The 25,545-nt window shown below is 27.2% G+C and carries 24 protein-coding genes; 9 read left to right on the top strand and 15 right to left on the bottom strand.

The window, feature by feature from the left end; all coding sequences use genetic code 11:
- Positions 1–128: 128 nt before the first annotated feature.
- Positions 129–1,436 carry an aminotransferase class V-fold PLP-dependent enzyme gene (locus tag ACRYA_RS10040; RefSeq protein ID WP_105917027.1) on the bottom strand — a complete coding sequence of 436 codons (1,308 nt, stop codon included), beginning with the start codon at positions 1,434–1,436 and terminating at the stop codon, positions 129–131.
- 71 nt (positions 1,437–1,507) lie between these two features.
- Complete coding sequence (locus ACRYA_RS10035; protein WP_105917028.1) at positions 1,508–2,800, bottom strand: saccharopine dehydrogenase C-terminal domain-containing protein; 1,293 nt, start codon at positions 2,798–2,800, stop codon at positions 1,508–1,510.
- Positions 2,801–2,863: 63 nt separating this feature from the next.
- Here ACRYA_RS10035 and trpB point away from each other — a divergent pair, with 63 nt between their 5' ends.
- The gene (trpB, locus tag ACRYA_RS10030) at positions 2,864–4,069 is read left to right on the top strand and encodes a tryptophan synthase subunit beta (RefSeq protein ID WP_105917029.1); all 1,206 of its coding nucleotides are present in this window, start codon (positions 2,864–2,866) and stop codon (positions 4,067–4,069) included.
- 40 nt (positions 4,070–4,109) lie between these two features.
- On the opposite strand, the gene ACRYA_RS10025 is transcribed toward trpB, so the two are convergent.
- The 13 genes from ACRYA_RS10025 to hisF form a co-directional block, all read right to left on the bottom strand.
- Positions 4,110–4,673, bottom strand: coding sequence for a YceI family protein (locus tag ACRYA_RS10025; RefSeq protein ID WP_105917030.1), 564 nt, complete (start codon positions 4,671–4,673; stop codon positions 4,110–4,112).
- 59 nt (positions 4,674–4,732) lie between these two features.
- On the bottom strand, positions 4,733–7,819 hold the full coding sequence (locus tag ACRYA_RS10020) for an efflux RND transporter permease subunit (protein WP_105917031.1): 3,087 nt from the start codon (positions 7,817–7,819) through the stop codon (positions 4,733–4,735).
- Between the two features lie 2 nt (positions 7,820–7,821).
- Positions 7,822–8,802 carry an efflux RND transporter periplasmic adaptor subunit gene (locus ACRYA_RS10015; RefSeq protein ID WP_105917032.1) on the bottom strand — a complete coding sequence of 327 codons (981 nt, stop codon included), beginning with the start codon at positions 8,800–8,802 and terminating at the stop codon, positions 7,822–7,824.
- The gene (locus ACRYA_RS10010; RefSeq protein ID WP_105917033.1) at positions 8,799–9,989 is read right to left on the bottom strand and encodes a TolC family protein; all 1,191 of its coding nucleotides are present in this window, start codon (positions 9,987–9,989) and stop codon (positions 8,799–8,801) included. Before ACRYA_RS10010 ends, ACRYA_RS10015 begins: the two co-directional genes overlap by 4 nt.
- 1 nt (position 9,990) lies before the next feature.
- Positions 9,991–10,374 carry a FixH family protein gene (locus ACRYA_RS10005; protein ID WP_105917034.1) on the bottom strand — a complete coding sequence of 128 codons (384 nt, stop codon included), beginning with the start codon at positions 10,372–10,374 and terminating at the stop codon, positions 9,991–9,993.
- 75 nt (positions 10,375–10,449) lie between these two features.
- On the bottom strand, positions 10,450–11,601 hold the full coding sequence (locus tag ACRYA_RS10000; RefSeq protein WP_133160979.1) for a sensor histidine kinase: 1,152 nt from the start codon (positions 11,599–11,601) through the stop codon (positions 10,450–10,452).
- Positions 11,579–12,235 carry a response regulator transcription factor gene (locus tag ACRYA_RS09995; RefSeq protein ID WP_105914905.1) on the bottom strand — a complete coding sequence of 219 codons (657 nt, stop codon included), beginning with the start codon at positions 12,233–12,235 and terminating at the stop codon, positions 11,579–11,581. Before ACRYA_RS09995 ends, ACRYA_RS10000 begins: the two co-directional genes overlap by 23 nt.
- A gap of 36 nt (positions 12,236–12,271) precedes the next feature.
- Positions 12,272–12,553 carry an RNA-binding regulator gene (gene rbp, locus ACRYA_RS09990; protein WP_105914906.1) on the bottom strand — a complete coding sequence of 94 codons (282 nt, stop codon included), beginning with the start codon at positions 12,551–12,553 and terminating at the stop codon, positions 12,272–12,274.
- Between the two features lie 52 nt (positions 12,554–12,605).
- Entirely contained in the window at positions 12,606–14,015 is a 1,410-nt protein-coding gene (gene gltX, locus ACRYA_RS09985) for a glutamate--tRNA ligase (protein WP_105917035.1), read from the bottom strand.
- Between the two features lie 107 nt (positions 14,016–14,122).
- Positions 14,123–15,205 (bottom strand): dual-specificity RNA methyltransferase RlmN, encoded by a 1,083-nt coding sequence (gene rlmN, locus ACRYA_RS09980; RefSeq protein ID WP_105917036.1) that lies wholly within the window; start codon positions 15,203–15,205, stop codon positions 14,123–14,125.
- A complete protein-coding gene (locus ACRYA_RS09975) occupies positions 15,205–15,756 on the bottom strand; it encodes a phosphorylase family protein (RefSeq protein ID WP_105917037.1) in 552 nt (183 codons plus the stop codon). The genes rlmN and ACRYA_RS09975 overlap by 1 nt, the downstream gene beginning before the upstream one ends.
- Positions 15,753–16,445, bottom strand: coding sequence for an SIMPL domain-containing protein (locus ACRYA_RS09970; RefSeq protein ID WP_105917038.1), 693 nt, complete (start codon positions 16,443–16,445; stop codon positions 15,753–15,755). Before ACRYA_RS09970 ends, ACRYA_RS09975 begins: the two co-directional genes overlap by 4 nt.
- 1 nt (position 16,446) lies before the next feature.
- Entirely contained in the window at positions 16,447–17,208 is a 762-nt protein-coding gene (gene hisF, locus ACRYA_RS09965; protein ID WP_105917039.1) for an imidazole glycerol phosphate synthase subunit HisF, read from the bottom strand.
- Positions 17,209–17,278: 70 nt separating this feature from the next.
- Between hisF and rsmA the strand changes: the two genes are divergently transcribed.
- The 8 genes from rsmA to ACRYA_RS09925 all read left to right on the top strand — a co-directional run bounded on the left by rsmA (position 17,279) and on the right by ACRYA_RS09925 (position 25,526).
- Complete coding sequence (rsmA, locus tag ACRYA_RS09960) at positions 17,279–18,076, top strand: 16S rRNA (adenine(1518)-N(6)/adenine(1519)-N(6))-dimethyltransferase RsmA (protein WP_105917040.1); 798 nt, start codon at positions 17,279–17,281, stop codon at positions 18,074–18,076.
- Positions 18,060–20,081 carry a ribonuclease J gene (locus tag ACRYA_RS09955; protein WP_105917041.1) on the top strand — a complete coding sequence of 674 codons (2,022 nt, stop codon included), beginning with the start codon at positions 18,060–18,062 and terminating at the stop codon, positions 20,079–20,081. The genes rsmA and ACRYA_RS09955 overlap by 17 nt, the downstream gene beginning before the upstream one ends.
- Before the next feature lie 8 nt (positions 20,082–20,089).
- The gene (locus ACRYA_RS09950; RefSeq protein ID WP_105917042.1) at positions 20,090–21,052 is read left to right on the top strand and encodes a KpsF/GutQ family sugar-phosphate isomerase; all 963 of its coding nucleotides are present in this window, start codon (positions 20,090–20,092) and stop codon (positions 21,050–21,052) included.
- A complete protein-coding gene (locus ACRYA_RS09945) occupies positions 21,049–21,897 on the top strand; it encodes a pseudouridine synthase (RefSeq protein WP_105917043.1) in 849 nt (282 codons plus the stop codon). The genes ACRYA_RS09950 and ACRYA_RS09945 overlap by 4 nt, the downstream gene beginning before the upstream one ends.
- A complete protein-coding gene (locus tag ACRYA_RS09940) occupies positions 21,881–23,065 on the top strand; it encodes a replication-associated recombination protein A (protein ID WP_105917044.1) in 1,185 nt (394 codons plus the stop codon). Before ACRYA_RS09945 ends, ACRYA_RS09940 begins: the two co-directional genes overlap by 17 nt.
- A gap of 74 nt (positions 23,066–23,139) precedes the next feature.
- On the top strand, positions 23,140–23,652 hold the full coding sequence (hemJ, locus tag ACRYA_RS09935; protein ID WP_105917045.1) for a protoporphyrinogen oxidase HemJ: 513 nt from the start codon (positions 23,140–23,142) through the stop codon (positions 23,650–23,652).
- A 1-nt stretch (position 23,653) separates the two neighbouring features.
- On the top strand, positions 23,654–25,057 hold the full coding sequence (locus ACRYA_RS09930) for a PhoH family protein (protein ID WP_105917046.1): 1,404 nt from the start codon (positions 23,654–23,656) through the stop codon (positions 25,055–25,057).
- 67 nt (positions 25,058–25,124) lie between these two features.
- The gene (locus ACRYA_RS09925) at positions 25,125–25,526 is read left to right on the top strand and encodes a hypothetical protein (protein WP_105917047.1); all 402 of its coding nucleotides are present in this window, start codon (positions 25,125–25,127) and stop codon (positions 25,524–25,526) included.
- Positions 25,527–25,545 lie beyond the last annotated feature (19 nt).

The raw sequence follows: 25,545 nt of genomic DNA, 5'->3' as shown, positions 1-25,545 counted from the left end.
ATCTCATAAATTATTTTATCACTTATCATTGTCATCTAATGTAACAAAATAAATTGCCTACGGCTTTTTGTATAAGATATGTTCTTGTTTTATCTAACTCTAATAATAATAACTCTTCAATTTTAAGATTAAACCAAACTCTTTTTAATCTCATCAACCAAAGCTTTTATCTCCTCTTTTGTTTGCATATAGTGAACGCCAACTCTAAGCCAACCTGGTCGATTTTTCATAGATACTTTTTTAAGTCCTAATAAATCATGTCCGTAAGGTCCAGCACAAGAACATCCAGCTCTAGTTTGAAAACCACTATTTGAAAGATTTTCACATAATGTGTAAGGATTAAAACCTTTTATATTAAAAGATACAATACCAATATTATGACTCTTTTTATTTCCATAAATAAGTAGATTTTGGATACTTTTTAACTCTTCTAATAGATATAAATATAACTCTTTCTTTCTACTTTCTATAAATTCAAAGCCTATTTCATTTCTTAACTTATATGCTAAAGAAGCTCTGATGAACTGAATAATTGCAGGAGTTCCAGCATCTTCTCTTATTTCTATTTGTTCTTCATATATTTGGTTATTTTTATTTACATATTTTACTGTTCCTCCACCTGCAAAACTTGGTGGTAAAGATGTATCTACTAAATATTTTTTAACTACTAAAACTCCGCAAGAGCCAACTCCTCCTAAGAGTTTATGAGGAGATAAAAATAGTGCATCATAATATGATGATGAGATATTCATGTATGAACTACTTGCAGCTGCATCAAAACATACAGTTGCTTTATATTTTCTCAAAAGATTTGATATTTTTTTGTAGCAAGTGATTATTCCACTTACATTTGAAGCTATTGTAAAAGAGCCTATAATCTCACGATTTTTGTTTTTTTCTAATATATTTTCTAGGTGCTCGAGATCTATTAGACCATCTTTTCTAAGTTTCACTCTTTTAACTTGTGCCAAACTCTCTCTAAAACTAACCTCATTTGAGTGGTGTTCATAAGGTCCAACAATTACCAAAGGCATAGATTTTTTATCTATTTTTAGCCCTTTTTCTTTTAGTCTCTCTTTGGTTTTTGGTGGAATATAAAGTCCTAAAATCTCTTGTAGCTTTTTTATAGCACCTGTTGCACCTGAACCACAAGGTAAAATAGTAAAACTATCATCAAGTTCTAAACTTTTTTGTAAACTTTCTCTGGCTTCTTCATAATATTTAGTAGTAATTTTTGCATTACTACTCTCTTTTGAGTGTGTATTTGCATAAGTTTCTAAAACTTCATGTATTCTATTTTCAATTTGTCTAAAAGCAAGACCTGAAGCTGTGAAATCAAAATATCTCTCTTTATTTTTACCTATTGTGTTATATCTAAGGAAATTTAATTTATCAATATTTTCATTTAAAAATGGTCTAAAAATATCTTTTTGCATAAAACTCTTCTTTTTAAAATTATTTATAAAATTTATATAATCTATAATTTTATCTTATTTATATTTTAGAACTATTTAATCTGGTTTATTAGATTTATTTTATAGTTTCCTAGCTCTCTTTTTATAATATCATTTGTAGTATGTTCAAAAAGTTCTGGAAGATTTTCACTTAAAATTACCCCACCTAAACTCTTTTTATTTAATAATGAATAGTAAATTAAAATTCCAGCTGCAACTCCTGTTGGATAAGATACATAAGTAGAACCTGAGTAAGGTGTTTTTAAAAGTTCTCTATACTTGTTAAAAGATAGACCAACTGATTCTATAGTTCTTATTTTTTCATCATTTTGAGGATATAAAATTTCTAAATATATATCAGCAACTGCTGAAAATTCAGCATATTTAATTGTTTTTTTCTTTATATAATCTTCAACAATTTCAGGACTTTTCATTTTTGGAACTATATTTTTGATAATTGTATTAATAGATATTTTAGAATCACTGTTTTCATAGCAATATTTATTTGAGAATAAGTTTAGTTGGTATAAATTTTTCATAAGTTCAATTTCACTTCCACCAACAAATAATTTAAGATTTTCAATTTGATGAAAACTTTGTTTTAGAGATATTAATTCCTCTTGAAAAACTGGATAAATATCTACAAAATTCCTAAAATATGGAAATTTATATACTTTTGATTTTGAAAATGGTTCAATAGTTTTTGGTCTATTTTTTTTAAAAAAAACTGGAGGAAATGCAAGCTCATCAATAGCTACTTTTGGTGACCACGAAAAGATTAGTTTTTTTGATTGAATCTCTTCTAAAAGATTAATCTCTAATTTTTTAATTTTAACTTCATAAGGAAGATTTTTTAAAGAGTGTATTTTTTCACCAATTAAAAAATTTGTAATTCCAGGAGAAATTCCAAGATTTATTAAAGCAAATAAATTCTTATATTTAAACTCATTTTCTAAATTTTGTTGATCAAATTTAAGTGTTGATATTATCTCATCTTTATAAATATCACTTGCTAAATCAGCATAATTTGTATTGTATTTCAAAGCTAAATTCATAATAGGTAGATTAAAAGATGGAGTAGAACTATTTATAAAAATATCACTATTTTTTAGATAATTTTCATATTTTTTACTATCTTCAAAAATCTCTTCAAAATGCTTTATTTCTAAAAAATCCGATTTATTCAAAACATTACTATTTTTGAAAAAATGAGCTTGAGCTTTTTTTATATTTCTTACCACAAATATAAAATTTATATCTTTTTGTTTACTTTTGTTAGAAAGTTCATCTAACAAAGTTGCCATAACACTACAAACAGCGCCAACACCAAAAAAAACTATCTTCATATCTACCCCTAAAATTATTTAAAATATGATAATATTTTTGTATTTTATTTGAAAGGTACTTAAATGCAGAAACAAAAGCCATATTTGCAAAGTTTTCCAGATGAAAATGGATATTTTGGTAAATTTGGAGGATCTTTTATTCCACCACAACTTGAACTTCCATTTAATGAGATAAATGAAGCTTATAATAAATTATCAAACTCTTTTGAATTTATAAATGAGCTAAAAAAAATTAGAAAATATTATCAAGGAAGACCAACTCCAATTACATATTGCAATAATTTATCAAATTTGATGGCAGGTGCTAGAATATATCTAAAAAGAGAAGATTTAAATCATACAGGAGCTCATAAATTAAATCACTGTATGGCAGAAGTTTTACTTGCTAAATATTTGGGTAAAAAAAGAGTTATAGCTGAAACAGGAGCTGGGCAACACGGCGTTGCATTAGCAACGGCAGCGGCATATTTTGGATTAGAGTGTGAAATACATATGGGTGAAGTTGATATTAAAAAAGAGCATCCAAATGTTGTAAAAATGAAAATATTAGGTGCCAAAATAGTACCTGTTACAAAAGGTTTAAAAACTTTAAAAGAGGCTGTAGATAGTGCTTTTGAGAGTTATTTAAAAGATACAAAAACTCAAATGTTTGCAATAGGAAGTGTGGTTGGTCCTCATCCATTTCCTAAAATGATTAGAGATTTTCAAAGTATTATTGGGATTGAATCAAAAGAGCAATTTTTTGAGATGACTGGAAAACTTCCAGATGTTGTAACTGCTTGTGTTGGTGGTGGAAGTAATGCTATGGGAATATTTAGTGCTTTTATTGAAGATAGTGTAGATTTATATGCAATAGAACCAGCTGGAAAAGGTTCTAATTTGGGAGAACATAGTGCAAGTATTACTTATGGAAAAGAGGGAGTAATGCATGGATTTAACTCTATTATGCTAATTGATGAAAATGGAGAACCAGCCCCTGTTCACTCAATAGCAAGTGGGATAGATTATCCATCTGTTGGTCCTGAACATGCATATTTAAATAGTATTGGAAGAACTAAAGTAGGGCTTTGTAGTGATGAAGAGGCTGTTGAAGCATTTTATACACTTTCAAGATGTGAAGGAATTATTCCAGCACTTGAATCTGCACATGCTGTTGCTTTTGCTATGAAATGGGCAAAAGAGAATAGTGGAAAATCAATTTTAGTAAACCTTAGTGGAAGAGGTGATAAAGATATAGATTTTATAATTGAGAATTATCCCAAAGATTAGATTACAAAGTAGGAGTTACTAATCCTACTTTGTATCTCATTTATTGTTTTTTAGCTTCAATATCAACTTTTATTTTTACTTCGTCTGAAACTGCTACACCACCTAGTTCTATTGCCTTATTCCATTTTAGATCGAAATCTTGACGATTAATTTTTCCTTCAATAGAAAAACCAACTTTATCCCCTAAGATAGATATATCTTCAACTTCTAAAACTACTGATTTTGTAATTCCTCTAATAGTTAAATTTCCTGTCATTTTTCCATTGTCACCATCTGCTTTATAAGATGTCATTTCAAATGTCATTTTAGGAAACTTTTCAACAGCAAAAAAATCATCACTTCTTAAGTGAGTATCTCTTTTTTCAATTCCTGTATCAATTGATTTTGTATCAACATTTGCAACTAATTTTTTAAATGTTTTAGTAGCATCATCAAATTCAACTTTTGCATCATAAGATGTAAATTTTCCATGAACATTTGTAACCATCATATGTTTTACAGTAAACCCTACATTTGAGTGCGGATTATCCACGCTATATGAAGCAGCCATTAGCAAACCTGTCGATAATATCATCCCACTAGCAATCTTTGATAACATTTTCATTCTATCTCCTTTATTTTTTATTAACAATTTAATTCTATATTTTTATAATTAATCAATTATTAATCAATTATTTTATCTTTTTTTAATATTACTAGATAAAAAATAGCAGGGATTATAATTAAAGTTAAAATAGTTGAACTTAACATTCCACCAATCATAGGAGCAGCAACTCTTTGCATCACTTCACTTCCCACTGAATCAATATACATAATAGGGATAAGTCCTCCAAGTATTGCAAAAAGAGTCATTAACTTTGGTCGAAGTCTTAAAACAGCTCCATGATATATTGCATCTTTTAGTGCAATATTTGTTTTTTCTTTAATATTTTTATATGCAACATCTAAATATAGCATCATAACAATAGAAGTTTCAGCAGCTACTCCTAAAAGAGCCATAAAGCCAACAATAACAGCAATAGAGATATTAAATCCTAAATATTCTATATAAAATACTCCACCACTTAAAGCAAAAGGAAGTGTACAAAATATTATTAATGTATATTTCAAATTCTTTAGTGCCATATAAATTAAAATGAATATAAACATTAAAACTATTGGTATAATAAAGCTTAATTTAGTCATTGCTTGTTGTAAAAACTCACTTTGTCCTGACCATTCAAAATAGTAACCATCTGGTAGTTTTAAATCTTTTAAAAGCTTATTTGCATCATCTTTATATTGTTGTATAGAGAAATCACTTTTTGGACTAATATAAACATAAGCAACTTTAAGTGCTTTTTCTGATTGTATTATTGAAGGACTCTCTTCATACGATAAAGAGGCAAATGTTTTAAGTGGTTTAAATCCTAAATTAGTTTTTATTTGAAGATTTTCTAATGCTTTTATATCTTCTCTATATTGTGATTCATATCTTAAGCTTATTGGATATCTCTCTAAATTATCTAAAAATAGAGTTAATTGTTCAGCTCCAACTCCAATGCTTAAAGTTTCTAAAATAGTGTTTTTATTTATGTTGTATCTACTTATTTCTTCATCATCTATTTTTATATTTAAATAATATCCTTGATTTATTTTATCTGCACTAACACTCATAGAGCCTTCATATTTTTTCAAAATATTCTCTATTTTTGAGCTCTCTTCTTGTAAAACTTCTAAATCTTTACCATAAAGCTTTATTCCCAAAGGTGTTCTAATTCCTGTAAGTAACATATCAATTCTACCTTTTATTGGATATGTCCATGTATTTATAAGACCTGGAATTTGAAGTTTTTTATCCATCTCATCAATTAATTTTTTATAAGTCATCCCTTCTCTCCACTGTGATTGTGGTTTAAAAGTAATAATTGTTTCAATCATAGCAAGTGGTGCTGGATCAGTTGCAGTTGCTGCTCGTCCAGCTTTTGCAAAAGCATTTTGTACTTCTGGAAAAGATTTTATAACCATATTTGTTTTTTGTGCCAACTCTTTTGCCAAATCAGCTCCAATTCCATAAGGAGTTACAGGCATATACATAAATGTTGCCTCATTTAGTGTGGGCATAAACTCCCATTTTTGTTTTGAATATGTATATAATGCAAAAATTATAATTATAAAAAATATAGTAACCACGAAGTATTTTAATTTTAAACTCAATCTTAATATTGGTGAATAAATTTTTATAAAAAAACTATTTAAGATATTTTTATCTTCTTTGATAATTTTACCTTTTATAAAATATATCATCAAAATTGGAACTAGGGTAATTGAAAGTATTGCACCACTTAACATGGCAAATGTTTTTGTAAAAGCAAGTGGTGAAAATAGTTTTCCTTCTTGTCCACTTAGTGCAAAAATTGGTAAAAAAGAGACAACAACTAAAAGTAGGGCGAAGAAAATAGGTCGTCCAACTTGTTTTGCGGAAGATAATATTATCTCTATTCTCTCATCTTTTGTTATATTTTCTTTTCCTTGAAGATGTTTATGAGCGTTTTCAACCATTACTATTGTTGCATCAACCATTGCTCCAATTGCAATTGCAATTCCACCTAAACTCATAATATTTGAGCCAATATTAAATAACTTCATAAGCAAAAAACTAATCATTACAGTTAAAGGAAGTGTAATGATTATAATTAAAGCACTTCTAAAATGGAATAAAAATATTGCAACTATTAACATAACAATAATTGACTCTTCAATCAAAGTTCTTTTTAAAGTATCAATTGCTGCATCTATTAAAGATGTTCTATCATAAACCTCAACTATTTCAACATCATCAATATTTAAAGAATGTAATTTCGCTTTTACATTTTTAATTACACTATGAACATCAACACCATATCTAGTTACTACAATTCCTCCAACAACCTCACCTTCACCATTTAGTTCAGCAACTCCTCTTCTATCATTTGAAGTAAGATTAACTTCTGCTATATCTTTTATTTTTAAAGGTGTATTATTTTGAGTCTTTATAGTTATATTTTCAATATCTTTTTTAGATTTTAAATATGCTCTTGCACTAATAATTTGTTCATAACCATTTTCAAGTATTACTCTAGCTCCACTATCATTGTTATTTTTAACAATTGCCTCTTTAATCTCTTCTATACCTAAATCATATTGCACTAATCTATCTTGATTTAGTGTAATTTCATAGTTTCGTACAAATCCACCAACTGATGCTACTTCACTAACACCATCAACTCCTAAAAGTGCAAATTTATAAAAATAGTCTTGCAAAGTTCTAAGCTCATCAAGACTTCTATTTTTTGATTTTAGTGCATACTCATAAGCCCAACCAACACCTGAAGCATCAGGTCCTAGTTTTACTTTTGCAAGAGAGGGAAATGTTCCTTGTAAAGTTGATAGTTGTTCTAATATTCTGCTTCGTGCATCATATAAATCAACTCCATCTTTGAAAATTACATATATCATAGAAGTTGAAAAACTGCTCATAGCTCTTATTGTTTCAATTTTTGGAAGACTCATAAGATTTGAAATTAGTGGATATGATATTTGTTCTTCTATTGTCTTTGCACTTTGATTACTCCATTCAACTTCAATTATTACTTGATTTGCTGATAAATCAGGAATTGCATCAAGACTTGTATTTTTTATAGCATATATTGAGCCAAAAGCTAATACTAGAGTAATAAAAATTATAATAAAACGGTTTTTTACACTTAAATCAATTATTCTTTCAACCATTTTTACCACTCCTCATCGGAAGTTTCATCATAAAGTCTATTTGTCATAGCATCAGCATCGTATAAAAATAAAGAGTTATTTATAACTTCCTCATCAAGAGTTAAACCACTTAAAATTTGATATTTATCACCACTTACTCTTTTTGCCTCTATTTTTTTAGGAGTAAACTCTCCATTTTCTTTTGGAATAAAAACATAATAAGAGTTTGATTTTTTAATAACTGCACTTTTTGGTAAAACCAAAATATCGTTACTTTTATCTTCAATTTTTACTTTTCCAAACATTGAAGGCAGAATCTTATTTTGTGAATTTTCTATAACAAATCTTATATCAACTGTTTTTTTCTCTTCATTAAAAACTGGATATATAAAATCTATTTTTGCTATTATTGGTTCTTCTACTCCATCAAGTTTTATTATTGCATTCATATTTGGCTTTAAAAAACTCAAATCTTCTTGATATATAGAAGCTACAAACCAAATATCTTCAAGTGATGAAATTTGAAAAAGAGTTTTTCCTTTTTCTACATAAGATTTATTATTTATATTCTTTTGTGTGATTATTCCTGAAATTGGTGAACTTATAACTACTTCATTGTTTACAAACTTGGCATTTTTTATATCAAAATTTTCTAATTTACTATTTGCTTTATCGTATAAATTTTTATTTAAATCTTTTGCTATTTCAATCTCAGCTTTTATTGATGCAATATCGCTTGAATAAATAGAATATAAATTTTCACCTTTTTTTATGGTCATATAATTTGTATTTGCATTTAAATGTGTAATATATCCATCAAATCTACTTACAATATCTATTGTTTTACTCTCATTTAATTTTGTAATTCCATAAAACTCTTTTGATTTTTTAAAACTCTCTTTTTTCACTTTTATTTTTTCAATATTGAATAGTTGTTTAGCATCAATTGGATTTGAACTAAGATTTAAAGTTATAAGTAATAGAGTTAAGAATATTTTTTTCATTTCACACCTTTGTTTGAGTAATACATAAGTTCACTGTAGTTTTCGAAATATTTTTCAAGCTGTTCACTTGCTTTCATCTCATAATCAATCAATTCATTTAAACTATTTAGATTCTCTTTTAAACTCTCTTTATCAAAGCCTATAAACTCTTCTAAAACTTTTTGGATTTTTTGTTTTATTGGTACAATTTTTTCTTGAAGGATTTTATAATTAGTTTTATATTGCTCTAAATTATTTAAATATATTTTTGTCTGTAATCTTAGATTATGAATTTGACTATCTAGTTTATTATTAGTTTCATTTGTATTTAAATTCGCTTTTAATTTATTGATATTTTCTGTATTATAAATTGGTAGAGGAATTGACATTGTGATATTTGCATAATCTTGCTCTTTATTTTGCATATATTCTAAAGCTAAAGTTATACTTGAAAACTTTTTTGCATCTTCAAGTTGTGCACTGTCTTTATACTTTTGGCTTGTTGTTTGTAGAGTTTGTATCTTTGGATGAAATATTAATAGTTCTTCAATTTGTTGTTTATTTATATCTTTTAATACTAAGCTGTCATCAATTTTATCAATCTTTTCATAACTTATTTGCTCTAGGTTTAGGTATAAATTATCTTTTGTTGTTTGAAGCTCATTTATTTTTATTTGTAAATCATATTTTGAAATTTGTGTATTTAATATCTCATTTAAAGATACTTTATCATAAGAGTATAGTTTTGTGTAAAGCTCTTCTAGGCGATTTAAATTTTTTTGATATTCATTTAGTAGTTTTAATCTATTTTCTAAAATTAGAATAGTGTATGAATATAAATAAATTTTTGATTCAAATTCTAGCTTTATATCCTGTAGAGTTTGCTCTTTCAATAATTTATCTTTTTTTGCAATGCTCTCTTCAAGTTCGAGTTTCTTACCAATAGGTATGGCTTGAGATAACTCAATTCCATACTCTTTTTGATTATTTACATAGTTTTTATTCAGCATAATATCATTTGCTTTAAAGCTTATCATTGGATTTTCCCAATTCTTTGCTTGCTTTATTTGGAAATTAGCAATTTCAATAGAGTTTTCAAGACTTTTAATATCAAAATTATTTTGTAAACTCTTTTCAACTATATTTTCAATAGAAGTTCCAAATAAAGAACTAGCAAAAATTAGCGAAGTAAAAACTACTTTTTTCATTTTAGAAGCTCACACTACTTTTTATAGAGTGAACTTTATCATCAGCTGTTTTGAATCTGATATTATATTGCCAAGTTCCATCCATACAGAAATTTATTATAAAACTATAAACACCATTTTCAAATTTTCCTTCGCCTTCATGCTCCATATATGGCATTCCTGGCATCTCTGGCATAAAAAATTTAGCTTTTAATTTTGCATCATTTATCTCTTTCCCATCTTTTGTAATTTTTACAAAAAACTCATTACTTCCTGCACTTAAATCTCTTTTGCTTGTAACTTCAAGATTGTATCCATCAACATTTAAACTCTCTTTTAATGAGCTCGCATTTAAAATAGTAGCTGTTAGAAACATAACTACAAAAGCTTTTAATACTCTTTTCATTTTCATTAATCCTTTATATTATGATTTATGAAAATTTACCAAAAGCTTTGTGTAGTTTGTGTGTAGATTGATATTTTAGAATTTTAAAGTAAAAGTTGTCTCTATATTTTCCAAAGATTGAACATCTATTTTGATATTGTAAGTTTTACAAATCATATTTACAATATTAAGTCCTAAACCAAAGCCACCACTTTGATTTGTAGCTCTATAATATCTATTGAAAATATCTTTTATTTTATCTTTTGATATTCCAATTCCACTATCTTTTATTATTAATTCTCTATTTTGCAAGATAATATCTATATTTCCGTCAGTTTTATTATATTTTATAGCATTTGAGAATAGATTATTAAAAAGTCTTATAAAATCATCTTTATCAATCTCATAAAATAACTCTTCTATATTAAGATTTATTTTTAATCTTTTTCTAGCAATCATTGGCTCAAAACTTATTATCTCTTCTTTAATAACTTTTGATAAATCTAATTTATGTGAGCTCTTTTTTTCAATATTTCCTAAAAATACATATGTCAAATCTTTATAAATTTCACTAACTCTTTTTGCACTAAATTTTATTCTATCTATTTGCTTTTTAGTCAAATTATCATCTTCACAAGACATAATTATTGCACTTATTGGAGTATTTAATTCATGAGTAGTATCTTTTATAAAGTTATTTAATCTTTCTCTCTCGTCTTTTATTGGTTTTAAAAATAGTTTTGCTAAAGACCAGCTAAGAATAGCAATTATTGTATAAAATATTAAAAAAATAATAAAAATATTTAATTTTAATTTTGATATTTTTTCTTTCAAGCTATTATCTTTTAAAGCTATATACCAAATTCCTAAGTGACCAACAGTTGAACTATCAACAATAATTAATTTCTCTTCATCATTATAAAAATTTTGTTCAAAATTTAACTTTTCATTTAAATTCCCAAATAATAAATTTTTATCTTTATCATAAAAAGAGATTTTATAGTTTTGATTATTCAAATATATATCTTTATTAAATTCACTATCTAACATATGTGATATTATTATCTCATTTGAAACTTTAGATACTATATTTTGCATATTTGATTTTACTAAATCCAAATAAAGTGTTTTCTCATTTTGATAATAGAAAAATAGGGCAATTAACATTAATATAAAAGAAGATCCTAAATAAAGACCTAAAAAGCTAAAAAAGCTTTTCTTTTCACTAGAAGTTAAATCTATATCCAACTCCTCTTATATTTAATATTTTATCTTCACCTAATATTTTTCGCAGATTTTTTATATAAGTTCTAATAGTAGAGCTTTCTACACTATCTTCATATGACCAAATATTATTTATAATCTCTTCAATACTTATAGTTTTTTTTGAATTATTTAATAAATAAGCAAGAATTTCAGACTCTTTTTTTGATATTATAAAACTATTTTTATTTAAATTTATCTCTAAATTTTGTAAATCTAAATAACTATTTTCATCTATTTTTATAATTTTTGTATCTATATTAAAAAGCCTTTTTATATTATTTATTCTAATATCAAGTTCTTTTAATTCAAAAGGTTTTTTAATATAGTCATCGCATCCACTATCAAATCCTTTTTGCATATCTTCGATCATATTTAGTGATGTTATAAATATTGTAGGAGTTAAAATATTATTATTTCTTAGCTCTTTTAATAGTTCAAACCCATTTAAATCTGGTACATTTACATCTAAAAGTAGTAAATCAAAAGTTTTTGAATATAGCTCTTTTATAGCTTCATTTGAAGAAAAGGTTGTAGTTATTTGGTATTTTTGTTTTATTAAGTGTTCTTCAAGAATTTCATTTAAAATTAAATCATCTTCCAGAAGTAGAATTTTCATTTTATAAATTTGGGACAAAAGTCCCAAAAAGTAGAATTAGAAGTTTCTTCTAGGTCTGCTGTCTCTTGGTCTATCTTCTTTTGGTTTAGCTTCGTTTACTCTTAAAGTTCTACCATCAGTTTCTTTACCATTTAAAGCTTCAATAGCAGCATTTCCTGCGCTAGCTTCTTCCATTTCAACAAAAGCAAAACCTTTAGATCTTCCTGTTTCTTTGTCCATAATTATTTTTGCACTTTTAACTGCACCAAATTTAGCAAAAGTTGCTTCTAAATCATTATCGTTCATTTTGTACGATAAATTCCCAACGTAAATGTTCATATTTTTAATCCTTTGAAAAAGTTAGATATTATGCCTTAATATTTTTTTAAAATCAAGAGTTTTGGAAATTTTTTTCCAAAGCTTTTGAAATTCTTGCATTACTTTCAGCAAAATCTAAGATAAAAAGAATATCGTAAACAGATGGTGCTTGTGTTCCACCTGTTAATGCAATCCTTATAGGCTGGAACAATTGTGGGAATTTTAAGCCCTTTGCTTCTATAAATGGTTTTGTAATATTCTCAAGTTCACTAGATGATGAAAAACTACTTTTATTTTTTTCTAAAAGTTCTAAATACTCTTTTAAAATAGAATTTGTATCTTCTTTTACAAATTTTTTAACTCCAGCTTCTTCAAACTCTTTTGGAGCATCTTTTATATCAAGAATAGATTTTTTTAATTCTACTAAAGTATTTGCTCTTTGTTTTGAAAGATTTAAAATCTCTTCTTTTCTAGAATAATTAGTTAAATCTAAATCAAAAAATTTCAGCTCTTCTACTAATTTATCGTTTGTTCTAGCTTTAATATATTCACTATTTAGCCATAATAGTTTTTCTGCATTATAAGCTGATGCTGATTTATTTATATTTTTTGGGTCAAATAGTTCTAGCATCTCTTTCATACTAAATATCTCTTGATCTTTATTTGACCAACCAAGTCTTACTAAAAAGTTTAATAAAGCTTCTGGCAAATAACCTAATCTTTTATAATCCATAACATCCATTGCACCATCTCTTTTAGATAGTTTTTTACCTTCTGGATTATTTATCATTGGAACATGATAGAAATTTGGATGTTTTACACCTAATGCATTATAAATAACTATCTGTTTTGGAGTATTTGATAAATGGTCATCTCCTCTTATTACATCTGTCATTTCCATAAGCATATCATCAATTGTAACAACAAAATTATATGTAGGCATTCCATTTGATCTAGCTATTACAAAATCATCAACAAAAGAAGCATCAAATTTCATATCACCTTTTACACCATCACTAAATCTAATCTCTCCAGTTTTTGGAGCTTTTATTCTAATAACAGGCTCAACATTTTCTGGAATAGCTGGTAAAATTTTCCCATCTTCAGGTCTCCAAGTTTCATCATATCTTGGAGTTTGTTTTGCAGCTTCTTGAGTTGCTCTTAAAGTGTCTAATTCATCTTTACTCATATAACATTTATAAGCATTTCCATTTTCAAGAAGTTTATTTATATACTCTTTATATATTTGAGTTCTTTTTGATTGATACTCAACTTCTCCATCATAAGATAAACCTACCCAATCAAAAGCTTCAATTATAGCTTTTAAAGCATCATCACTATTTCTTGCTAAATCTGTATCTTCAATTCTAAGTCTAAAAACTCCACCATTTTTTCTTGCCCACAAATAACTATAAAGCGCTGTTCTTAGTCCACCAATATGTAAATATCCCGTAGGGCTTGGTGCAAATCTTGTAACTGTCATATTAATTCTCCTCAAATTTATCATTTTGTTTATCATCTTTATTGTGAACATAAAATCCAATAGCACTAGAAAGTACTACAACTATTATAAAAATAATTAAAGCTATTTCAAGAATCTCCATTTAACTCCTTCTCTTTTAACTGTCCACAAGCTGCACTTATATCCAATCCTTTTGATTCTCTAATTGTACAAATAACACTTTTTGAATTTAAAAAATCTTTAAATTTCATCATATCACTCTCTACTGGTCTTTGGTAAGTTGTTCCAGGATATGGATTAAAATATATTAAATTAACTTTTGCTTGAATACCATCAAGAAGTTTTACAAGTTTTTTAGCCGCATCTAAACTATCATTTTTATCTTTTATAACTAAGTACTCAAACATAACTTTTTTTCTAGTATCTACTGGAAATGCTTTAACTGCATCTATAATTGAAGCAATATTATAAGCCTTGTTCATAGGAATAAGTTCACTTCTTAGCTCATCATCAACTGCATGTAAAGAAATAGCGAGTTGAATTTGTAAATCTTTTTCACCAAGTTTCTTAATCTTACTTGCAATCCCTGAAGTTGAAACAGTTTGTCTTCTTCTACTTATTGCCAAGCCATCAAGCTCTGAAAATATCTCAACAGCTTTTACAAAGTTATCAAAATTATCAAGTGGTTCACCCATTCCCATATAAACAATATTTAAAGCTTTATTTTCAGCTATATTGTTATCTCTTTTTATATGAACAATTTGAGCTATATACTCTCCAACTGTAAGATTTCTTACAAATCCACCTTTTGCAGTTAAACAAAAACTGCATCCAACCTTGCATCCAACTTGACTTGAAATACAAACAGTATACTTTTCACTTCTTACAATTTGTCCATCTTCATCAATTTTTTTATCTTTCATCAACAGTAAAACAGCTTCAATAGTGTGATTATCTCTTAATTTAAAAAGATATTTTATGCTTCCATCACTACTTTGCTCTTTTTTCACTTCTTTTAATATATCAATTGGATAGTTTGCTTTTAAATCTTCTATTAAATCTTTTGGAAGATTTTTCATATCATCATAAGAGTTTGCATACTTTTTATAAAGCCAGTTATAAACTTGCTTTGCCCTAAACGATGGTTTTAATTTTTCTTTTAATTCATCTAGTGTGTAATCATATATAGATGATAATAGCTCTTTTGTCATTATTCTTCTGCTTTTATTTTAATTATATTTTTATCTATTAAATGTTGTGTTAGTTTTTCCATTGCAATTTTATGATTTTGTAGAAAATCATTGTGTGCATTTTCATTTGTATAATTTGTAACTACAAAAATACCAAAAGCTGGTATTTCAAACTCTTTTGCAACACTTAAAACTGAAAAAAATTCCATATTTTCTAATTCGACATTGTATTGTAAAAACTCTTTTGATAAAGTTTGATTTGTACTTATATAATTTGAGCTATTTACAACTACTTCACTTTTTGTTAAATTTGTATCTATTCTTACAGCATTATCTATTGGTGTATATGATGAATTATTTAAAAAACTTAACTCTATATTTGATGAGTTTTTTGACTCTAAAATATCAAATATCTTATGATTTCCATAACTTCCTGCACTTCCAATAAATAAAATAAACTCTGGTCTATCAAATAGACAAATTTTTGTTAAATTTATTGCGCTATTTACTAATCCAACACCTATTGATTTAGCAAACGCAAAAGTTTCTTGATTTCCTGCGCTAACAATCACTTACAATCCAGTATAAAGTTTGTATTTATTTTTATAATTTCTTCTGCATTTATTGGTGAAATATTTATTGATTCATATGAATTAACCATATCTGAAGAAGAACTCATCATTCTAGTTTTAGGAGCAGGGTAGTTAAAATCCTCATTTATATTTACATTTTTAATTTCACATTTTTTTCCAATTTTATTTGAAAGTTCTTTTGTATAATTTCCTATCCATAATAAAACATCAACTCTTAGCTCATCAATATTTTTGTTTTGTAAATTTTCACTAATTTCCCAAGATAAATTTGAGATATTTACTTTGATATCATTTGATTTAAAACTATCTTTTAAAGCCATTAAATTACTTAAAAAATGGTTTATCTCGTTAGCTTCTTTTGATTCAGCTAAGAATCTTGTATTTGCTATGAATCCTTTAAATATTGATTTATTATTTTCGTAATCATATTTTGGAGTCAAATTATAATTTGTATTTTTTATTGTAAGATTTTTTGTATTTTTTAAAAAGTTATTAAATTTTTCTATTTCAATATTTACACTTTTTTCATCTTTTTTTTCAACACTTATGTTTATGTTTGTTGTTAATAGATCTGGATTTACAACTTTAGAAAATGATTTATTAAAATTTATTTCATAAGAAAAAGCTAAAATCGGTAAAAATATAGCAGTTGCTAATATCCTTTTCATTTTATATCCTTACGTTTATATTGTTTTTTTGTAAATATCTTTTTAAATCCATAATATCAACCTCTTTAAAGTGGAAAATTGAAGCAGCAAGCGCAGCATCTGCTCCAGCTTCAAAAGCATCTTTAAAATGTTCCATCTTTCCAGCGCCACCACTTGCAATAACTGGAATATTTACAATTTTTGAAATCGCTTTTGTAATATCTAAATCAAAACCTTGCTTAACTCCATCTGTATCCATAGAAGTTAATAAAATCTCACCTGCACCTCTTTTTTCAACTTCTTTTGCCCAAGAAATTGCATCAAGTCCTGTATCCTCTCGTCCACCTTTTACAAAAACATGGTAAGAGCCATCTGATACTTTTTTAACATCAATTGCTACAACAATACATTGACTTCCAAATCTTTTAGCACCATCATCAATTAAAATTGGAGTTTTAACTGCACTTGAGTTTATAGAGATTTTGTCACAACCTACATTTAATAGTGCATAAATATCATCTAAATTTCGTATTCCTCCACCAACAGTTAGTGGGATAAATACCTCTTTTGCAACACTTTTAACAATATCTACAATAGTTCCTCTATTTTCTACACTTGCACTAATATCTAAAAATGTTAATTCATCTGCACCTTCATCGTTGTATCTTTTTGCTATTTCAACAGGATCTCCAGCATCTTTTAGACCTACAAAATTTACACCTTTTACAACTCTTCCGTTGTTTACATCTAGGCATGGTATTATTCTTTTTGTTAGATTATTCAATTGTAATTCCTTAAAAATTAGTTAAAGATATTACCTAAATGTAAGTTAAAAAAAGATATACTCTTGTTTCATGGAAAAAATAAAAGCAAAAAAAGAGTTTGGACAAAACTTTTTAAAAGATAGTTCAATATTAGATAAAATCATCCAATCGATGCCCCACAACAATAATCATATTGTAGAAATTGGGCCTGGCTTAGGTGATTTGACTAAAAATTTAGTCAAGTACAAAGATGTGACAGCTTATGAGGTTGATACTGATTTAATCGGTATTTTAAAGTCGAAATTTGCAAATGAAATAGAGAGTAAAAAATTCACACTAAAACATACAGATGTTTTAAGAGCTTGGGATGAGCTGAAATTTTTACATGATGGTAAATATGACTTAATAGCAAACTTACCATACTATATTGCAACAAATATTATATTAAGAGCTTTTGAGGATGAACTTTGTGAACACATTATTGTAATGGTTCAAAAAGAGGTAGCACAAAAGTTTATTGCAAAAGTAAATGATAAAGAGTATTCTTCTTTGGGGATAATTACCGAACTTATCTCTAAAGAGTCAAAAATACTTTTTGATGTTCCTTCTACGGCATTTGACCCAATGCCTAAAGTTACATCTTCTGTTCTTTATATAAAAAAAGATTTATCTAGAAAGATTGATAAAGATTTAAATAGATTTTTGAAAGTTTGTTTCGTACAGCCAAGAAAAAAATTATCAAAAAATCTTAGTTCAATCTTAGAAAAATCTAAAATTTTAGCTCTTTATGAAGAGTTAGATTTAAACGACAACTTAAGACCTCATGAAGTTAGTTCATCTTTGTATAGCCAAATGCATACAAAGGTAAAAAATGGAAGAGATAAATAAAGAAGAAATTTCAAAAAATAATGAAATAAAAACAAGTGAAACAAGAGAAGAGGTATCAGGTACTCTAAGTCCTGAAAAAAGAGAATTCAGACCAAGAACTCCTAGACCTCCTAGAGCTCAGAATTCTGAACAAAATCAAGAAAATAGTAATAATAGTGAACAAACTCAAGAAAAAAGAGCACCTTTTAAGAAGAAAAAACCAAATAATAAACCAAGATTTATAAATAAAGATATGCCTACAACAGGTGATGGTTGGACTAATGATCTTAAAAAAGCTTATGTGATAAATGAAAAAATCCATAAAGATAGATTAAATCCGCACTACAAACTTAATTTAAATACAAATGCTAAGTTAAGAATTACTCCACTTGGTGGATTAAATGAAATTGGTGGAAATATGATGGTTGTTGAGACTGAAAATGAAGCAATCATTGTAGATGTTGGTATGAGTTTTCCAGATGGTGATATGCATGGAGTTGATATTTTAATTCCAGATTTCACATATTTACGTGAAATAAAAGATAAAATTGTTGCAGTTATTATTACTCACGGTCACGAAGATCATATTGGTGCTATGCCATATTTATTCAAAGAGATGCAATTTCCAATTTATGGTTCACCACTTCCTTTAGAGATGATTGGAAGTAAGTTTGATGAACATAAAATGAGAGAACATAGGGCTTTATTTAGAGCTATTTCTAAAAGAACACCAATTAAAATTGGAAATGAATTTGAAATAGAGTGGATGCATGTTACTCACTCAATTATAGATTCATCTTGTATTGCTATTAAAACTGCTGCTGGAACTATGATTCATACAGGAGATTTCAAAATAGATCATACTCCATATGATGGTTTTCCAACAGATATTCATAGACTTGCACATTATGGAGAAGAGGGTGTTTTGGTTATGACTTCTGATTCAACAAACTCTCACTCACCTGGTTTTACAAAAACTGAAAAAGCTGTTGGACCAACTTTTGAAAGAATATTTTCAACATCAACAGGAAGAGTTATTATGAGTACATTCTCTTCAAATATTCATAGAGTTGCACAAGCAATTGAAAAAGCTTTAAAACATGGAAGAAAGATTTGTGTAATTGGTCGTTCTATGGAGAAAAACTTAGATATTGCTATGACTTTAGGATATATAAAATTCCCTAAAGACCAATTTATTGAAGCTCATGAAATAAATAAATATACTGATAAAGAGATTATGATTGTAACAACAGGAAGTCAAGGTGAGTCAATGAGTGCTTTATATAGAATGGCAATTCATGAGCATAGACATGTAAAAATTAAACCTGAAGATCAAATAATTTTATCAGCAAAAGCAATTCCAGGAAATGAAGGAAGTGTGTCAGAGATTATCAATCATCTTTTAAAAGCTGGAGCAAAAGTTGCTTATCAAGACTATGCAGATATCCACGTATCTGGACATGCTGCTCAAGAAGAGCAAAAGTTAATGCTAAGACTTGTTAAACCAAAATTCTTCTTACCAGTTCATGGTGAATATAATCATGCATTAAAACATGGAGAAACTGGAGTTGATTGTGGAGTTTTAGAAAGAAATGTTTATGTTATGGCTGATGGTGAGCAAATTGAAGTAAATCCTAAATATCTTAAAAAAGTAAAAAGTGTAAAAAGTGGAAAAGTTTATATTGATAATCAGTTAAATCATAAGATATCTGATGATGTTGTTATTGATAGACAAACAATGGCAAAAGAGGGTATTGTTATGATAGTTGCTCAAATAAACGAAAATGATAGAACTCTTGCAACAAAACCGAAAGTTGCTACATTTGGATTTATATCTGACAAGCAAGATAGATTTTTTACAAATGAGATAGAAGAAATTTTAAATACTTTCCTTTTAAATGCAAAACCTGGAATATTTAAAAATAGTAGAATTTTAGAAGATGAGCTTAGAAAAGTTGTTAGAAAACATTGTGTAAGAAAATATAAAAAATATCCAATGATTGTTCCAACAATATTTGTGCAATAAGGTAAAAAATGAACTATAAAGAGCTAGTAAAAGAAGTTTTACTTACTGAAGCAAAAGAGCTTGAAATTGCTTCAAGCTCTATCTCTTTTGATATTGAAAATATTGTAAATCTTATTATAAAGTCAAAAGGTAAACTTATTGTTACAGGAGTTGGAAAATCTGGACTTGTAGGTGCAAAAATTGCTGCTACTTTAGCGAGTACTGGAACTAGTTCGTTTTTCCTTCATCCAACAGAAGCTATGCATGGTGATTTAGGAATGATTGGAAAAGAGGATATAGTTTTGGCTATTTCATATAGTGGAGAGAGCGAAGAACTTATCCAAATTCTGCCACATATAAAAAGATTTAATATTCCATTAATTGCAATGGCAAAAGATGAAAACTCAACTTTAGCAAAATACTCAGATTATTTTATAAATATTAATGTACAAAAAGAGGCTTGTCCTCTTGATACTGCTCCAACATCATCTACAACATTAACAATGGCAATGGGTGATGCACTTGCTGTTTGTTTGATGAAAAAAAGAGATTTTAAAAAAGAAGATTTCGCATCTTTCCACCCTGGTGGAAGTTTGGGGAAAAAACTATTTGTCAAGTTAGATGACCTTTTAAGAAAAGATAATCTTCCTATTGTTTCACGTGAAACAAAATTAAAAGATGCAATAATTGTTATGAGTGAAGGACGACTAGGTTCAGTAATTATTGAAGATAATAATAAAAAAGTTATTGGTGTTTTAAGTGATGGAGATTTAAGAAGAGCATTAATGAAAGATGGTTTTTCTATAGATTGTAATGTTGAAACTATTGCAACTTTAAACCCACGAACTTTTGATGATGAAAACCTTTTAGCAAGTGATGCTTTACAAATTATTGAGAATTATAAAATTCAACTTCTTATAATTACAAATAAAAATAAAGAGCTTAAAGGCTTATTACATATTCACGACCTAATAGAGGCAGGTATAAAATGAAAAACGAAACAAGAAAAGAACAAAAAAAAGATATAAAAAAGCCAGAAGTAAGAACAAGAGCAGTTGAAGAGTTAAGATTAAACAAATTTATATCTCATAACAGTAGTTTCTCAAGAAGAGAAGCAGATGCTTTAATAGCTGAAGGAAAAGTAAAAGTTAATAATAGAGTTATTACAGATTTAGCTACTAAAGTTAAAGTAAGTGATAAAGTTGAAATTGGTAAAAAAATTATCAAAGAAGACAAAGAGAGAATGTACACAGTAATAGTTTACAATAAGCCAAAAGGTGAGTTAGTAACAAAAAGTGATCCACAAGGTAGAAAAACTATTTATGATGGCTTAGAGAGTAAATACAAGCATTTTATGAGTGTAGGGCGACTTGACTACGCAAGTGAAGGACTTTTACTTTTAAGTGATAGTGTAAACGTAGTAAACTCTTTAATGCACTCAAATCTTGAGCGAGTTTATAAAGTAAAAGTAAGTGGTCCAATATCTCCAAAAATTGAAATGGCAATGCAAAGAGGCTTAGAGATAGATGATGCAACAAAAGGTGCATATAAAAAAACAAAGATAAAATCAATGAATTTTGCTCCATTTTTAGCATATGATATTCAAACAAATGGAGAAAAGATTTCTAAACTAAAAGTAGTAATTAGTGAAGGTAAGAATAGAGAACTAAGAAGATTTTTTGGGTATTTTGGACTTGATGTTATGGATTTAAAAAGAGTTGAGTATGGTGGGGTTAGTTTAAATAATCTACCAACTGGAAAATCAAGATTCCTTACTAAAGAAGAGTATAAAAATTTACGAATCTTTTTAAACGAAGAAGATGATAGACTTAGCTAACAAATATAGACCAACAACTCTTGATAGTTTTGTTGGTCAATCTCATATTATAAGTAAAGACAAAACTCTTTATAAATTAATAAAACAAAAAGATATTCCTCATCTATTTTTTTATGGAAAACCTGGAACTGGAAAAACTACTTTAGCAAAAATTATAGCTCGTGAAATAAGTAGCGATTATCACTATTTTAATGCAACAACATTTAAAATTGAAGATTTAAGAAAGGTATTTGATAGATACAAAAATAGCTTTATTAAACCTTTAATATTTATAGATGAAGTTCATAGACTTTCAAAAAATCAACAAGAAGTTTTACTTCCAATTATGGAAAATTATGATGCTACAATTATTGGAGCAAGTACAGAAAATCCATTTTTCACTCTTACAAGTGCAATAAGATCAAGATCATTTTTATATGAATTTTTACCTTTTACGTATAATGAAATGGAGAGAATATTAAATATAGTTTTAAAAGATATTGATATAACTTTATCAAATGAAGCTAAAGAGTACTTGATTTACTCAAGTTCTGGAGATGCTAGAGCTATGCTTACTTTATTGAATTTTTCATATAAAGTAAATCAAGAGATTACACTATCTACTTTAAAAGAGTTAAGAGCAAATGTTATAGGAGATGGTGTTAGTTCTAGTAGTTCACACTATGATTTAGCAAGTGCTATGATTAAATCTTTAAGAGGTTCAAATATTGATGCTTCTTTATACTATATGGCAAGATTAATAGATGGTGGAGAGAGTGTGGATTTTATTACTAGAAGATTTGTAATATTTGCAAGTGAAGATATAGGAAATGCAAATCCAAATGCTTTAAATCTAGCAAGTAGTACAATGCAAGCTTGTAATAAAATAGGATACCCAGAATCAAGAATTATATTAGCTCAGTGTGCTATTTATTTAGCTTCAAGTCCAAAATCAAATAGTGGTTATAAAGCAATAAATAAAGCTCTTGAGCAGATAAAAAATGGCAAAATTCTTGATATTCCAAAACATTTAGATAGCCAACATATTGGTTATCTTTATCCCCATGATTTTGGTGGATATGTAGAACAAGAGTATTTAAAAGAGGATTTAAAGCTTTATAATTCTCTTGATATTGGATTTGAAAAAACTTTAAGTGAGTGGATTAAAAAAATTAAGAATGAAAAGTAAATTTATACCTATATTTTCATTTTAATATTTGTTAATTTTGATAGAATAGACTTTAATATATTAGGAGAAATTATATGGAATACTATACTTGGATTTTGAGTCTGCACATAATAGCAGTTTTATCTTGGATGGCAATGCTATTTTATCTCCCTAGGCTTTTTGTATATCACGTAGAAAATATTGATAAAAAAGAGTTTGTTGAAGTTGTAAAAATACAAGAGATGAAAATATACAAGTACATAGGTCATCCAGCTATGTGGATAACTATTTTAAGTGGAATTAGTATGTTAGTTTTAAATCCAGTGCTTCTAAGTCAAAATTGGATGATTGCAAAGCTATTTATGTTATCACTTTTGGTAGCTTACTCATTTTCTTTAAATTATTATAGAAAACAGTTAGAAAATGATACTTGCAAAAGAAGTGGAAAATTCTTTAGAATGTATAATGAACAACCAACTTTATTGGCCATTTTAATTGTTACTTATGTAGTTACAAAAGATTTTTCAATTTTATTTACAGGGATTATAGTTTTGTTATTTGCATTTATATCATATATGATTATGAAACCAAAAAAGGTGAAAAAGTAAGATGAATTTTGAAAAATATTACCTATTAGATACAAATATATTACTTGAAGATGCTAGAAATATCTTTAAATTAAGCGATAGTAGAAAAAATTTAATAATCTTAAGTGAAACGGTTTTAGATGAAATAGATAGCAAAAAAAGCGGATATGACGAAATAAATTTTCAAGCTAGGGAGTTTGCAAGAATTCTAGAGAACTCTGAAATTTTAAGTTCAAATAAATATGAAGATTTTAAGATAATTAGATTAAAACTTATAAATCAAGATGAAACAATATTGGATATTATCTCTAAAGATGAGTACACTATAAATAGTAAAAACATATCTTTAAATATTTTGAATGATAGAAAAATACTTGAGGTTGCAAAGTTTGCACAAATATACTATAACAAAGATATAAAATTTGTCTCTATGGATATTATGGCAAGAACAAGAGCTATATCTCTTGATATAAAAAGTGTAGCACTTCATGGTAAAGATAGTGATAAATTTGATTTCGATTTTATCAAGAATATTGATATAAACTTCGAAGATTTAGAAGATTTAGAGAATCAAGATATAATCAAATTCGATAAAGAACATAAAGTTTCTGATTTTTCATATTGCTTAAAAGTTAAGCACTCAGATCAAATTATTTTAGCTTCAATTCAAAATAATAAGATAAAAGTCCTTGATGAAGAGGAGATAAGAAATCAAATAATTACCCCTTTAAATAAAGAGCAACTATTCTTTTCAAATGCTATAATAAATCATTTTTATAATGTTTTAATAGTTGAAGCTAAAGCTGGAAGTGGGAAAACACTGTTAGCTTTAAGTGGTGCGTTAAAACTTGTGAAGCAGAAACATTTTCAAAAAATTATATATATAAGAAACTCTATTGAATCTTTGGATAAAGGTGAAGATGTTGGATATTTACCAGGACTTGAGGAGAAGTTTAGAATATATAATCATCCACTTATGGATAGTTTAGAGTATATTATACGAACTGAGCACAAAAGAAGAAGGAGTAAAAGGGATGATATTTCATATACTCCACTTGAAGATAGTGAAGTAAGCTCAAGAGTAGAGCAGATGATTTCAAATTATGGTATTGAAACCATGTGGGTTGGGGAAATGAGAGGTAGAACACTTTCAAACTCGTTTATTATAATTGATGAAGCACAAAATATGTCTAATAAAACTATGCAAATGGTACTTTCTAGAGTTGATAACTCTTGTAAAGTTGTAATTCTTGGTTCAAATAAACAAATTGATAATTTTTATGTAAACAGATATACAAATGCTCTAACAACTCTTTTAAAATCTACTCAAAATGAGAATAATCTTGTAAATATTTTTGCAATTAAGCTTGAAAAAATTCTAAGAGGTCCTATTACAGAGTGGGCTGAAAATATTTTTAGCAAATAAATTTTTATTTATAAATAATTTATAAAATGTGTTATAATACAAGATATTTTATGTAAAGGGTTACATTATGTCTTTATTACAATACACATCAGATGAGATGTTTTCGGCAACTGATTTAGTAAGAAAAAATAAATCTATTTTTGATAAATTACAAAAAAAAGAGATTGAAAAAGCAGTAATACTTCGTGATGGTAAACCATCTATAATGATGTTAGACTTTTCAGAGTATGAGAAACTGATGAAAGATTATTTGAATCTAAAAGCCGGAAATAGTACAAATATAAAAACAAAAAATATGAATGAAACAGTAATTGAAGAACAAACGATAAAAAGTGACTCGAAAATTAGTCAAGAAGATTATGAAGCTGCTATGAAAGAGATTGAGCAGATAAGTTTTAGTTCAGATTTTAGTATTAAAGATTATGAACAAAAAGAAACACAAGCACTAAAAGAGTTTTGGGAAAAGTAAGAATGTTTCACGGGAAACA

The organism is Aliarcobacter cryaerophilus ATCC 43158 (assembly GCF_003660105.1).
GTDB classification, from domain to species: Bacteria; Campylobacterota; Campylobacteria; order Campylobacterales; family Arcobacteraceae; genus Aliarcobacter; species Aliarcobacter cryaerophilus.
Note: the sequence above shows the minus strand (reverse complement) of the source record. Positions and strands in the feature narration are given on the sequence as shown.

Coding starts and splice junctions, on each gene's coding strand:
- ACRYA_RS09955 (WP_105917041.1), top strand. CDS start 18,060: ATGGAAGAGATAAATAAAGAAGAAATTTCAAAAAATAATGAAATAAAA.
- ACRYA_RS10040 (WP_105917027.1), bottom strand. CDS start 1,436: ATGCAAAAAGATATTTTTAGACCATTTTTAAATGAAAATATTGATAAA.
- rbp (WP_105914906.1), bottom strand. CDS start 12,553: ATGAACATTTACGTTGGGAATTTATCGTACAAAATGAACGATAATGAT.
- ACRYA_RS09950 (WP_105917042.1), top strand. CDS start 20,090: ATGAACTATAAAGAGCTAGTAAAAGAAGTTTTACTTACTGAAGCAAAA.
- ACRYA_RS09995 (WP_105914905.1), bottom strand. CDS start 12,235: ATGAAAATTCTACTTCTGGAAGATGATTTAATTTTAAATGAAATTCTT.
- ACRYA_RS09970 (WP_105917038.1), bottom strand. CDS start 16,445: ATGAAAAGGATATTAGCAACTGCTATATTTTTACCGATTTTAGCTTTT.
- ACRYA_RS09945 (WP_105917043.1), top strand. CDS start 21,049: ATGAAAAACGAAACAAGAAAAGAACAAAAAAAAGATATAAAAAAGCCA.
- gltX (WP_105917035.1), bottom strand. CDS start 14,015: ATGACAGTTACAAGATTTGCACCAAGCCCTACGGGATATTTACATATT.
- ACRYA_RS10035 (WP_105917028.1), bottom strand. CDS start 2,800: ATGAAGATAGTTTTTTTTGGTGTTGGCGCTGTTTGTAGTGTTATGGCA.
- ACRYA_RS10010 (WP_105917033.1), bottom strand. CDS start 9,989: ATGAAAAAAGTAGTTTTTACTTCGCTAATTTTTGCTAGTTCTTTATTT.
- ACRYA_RS10015 (WP_105917032.1), bottom strand. CDS start 8,802: ATGAAAAAAATATTCTTAACTCTATTACTTATAACTTTAAATCTTAGT.
- rsmA (WP_105917040.1), top strand. CDS start 17,279: ATGGAAAAAATAAAAGCAAAAAAAGAGTTTGGACAAAACTTTTTAAAA.
- ACRYA_RS09925 (WP_105917047.1), top strand. CDS start 25,125: ATGTCTTTATTACAATACACATCAGATGAGATGTTTTCGGCAACTGAT.
- ACRYA_RS09940 (WP_105917044.1), top strand. CDS start 21,881: ATGATAGACTTAGCTAACAAATATAGACCAACAACTCTTGATAGTTTT.
- ACRYA_RS09930 (WP_105917046.1), top strand. CDS start 23,654: ATGAATTTTGAAAAATATTACCTATTAGATACAAATATATTACTTGAA.
- ACRYA_RS10005 (WP_105917034.1), bottom strand. CDS start 10,374: ATGAAAAGAGTATTAAAAGCTTTTGTAGTTATGTTTCTAACAGCTACT.
- trpB (WP_105917029.1), top strand. CDS start 2,864: ATGCAGAAACAAAAGCCATATTTGCAAAGTTTTCCAGATGAAAATGGA.
- hemJ (WP_105917045.1), top strand. CDS start 23,140: ATGGAATACTATACTTGGATTTTGAGTCTGCACATAATAGCAGTTTTA.
- ACRYA_RS10025 (WP_105917030.1), bottom strand. CDS start 4,673: ATGAAAATGTTATCAAAGATTGCTAGTGGGATGATATTATCGACAGGT.
- rlmN (WP_105917036.1), bottom strand. CDS start 15,205: ATGACAAAAGAGCTATTATCATCTATATATGATTACACACTAGATGAA.
- ACRYA_RS10020 (WP_105917031.1), bottom strand. CDS start 7,819: ATGGTTGAAAGAATAATTGATTTAAGTGTAAAAAACCGTTTTATTATA.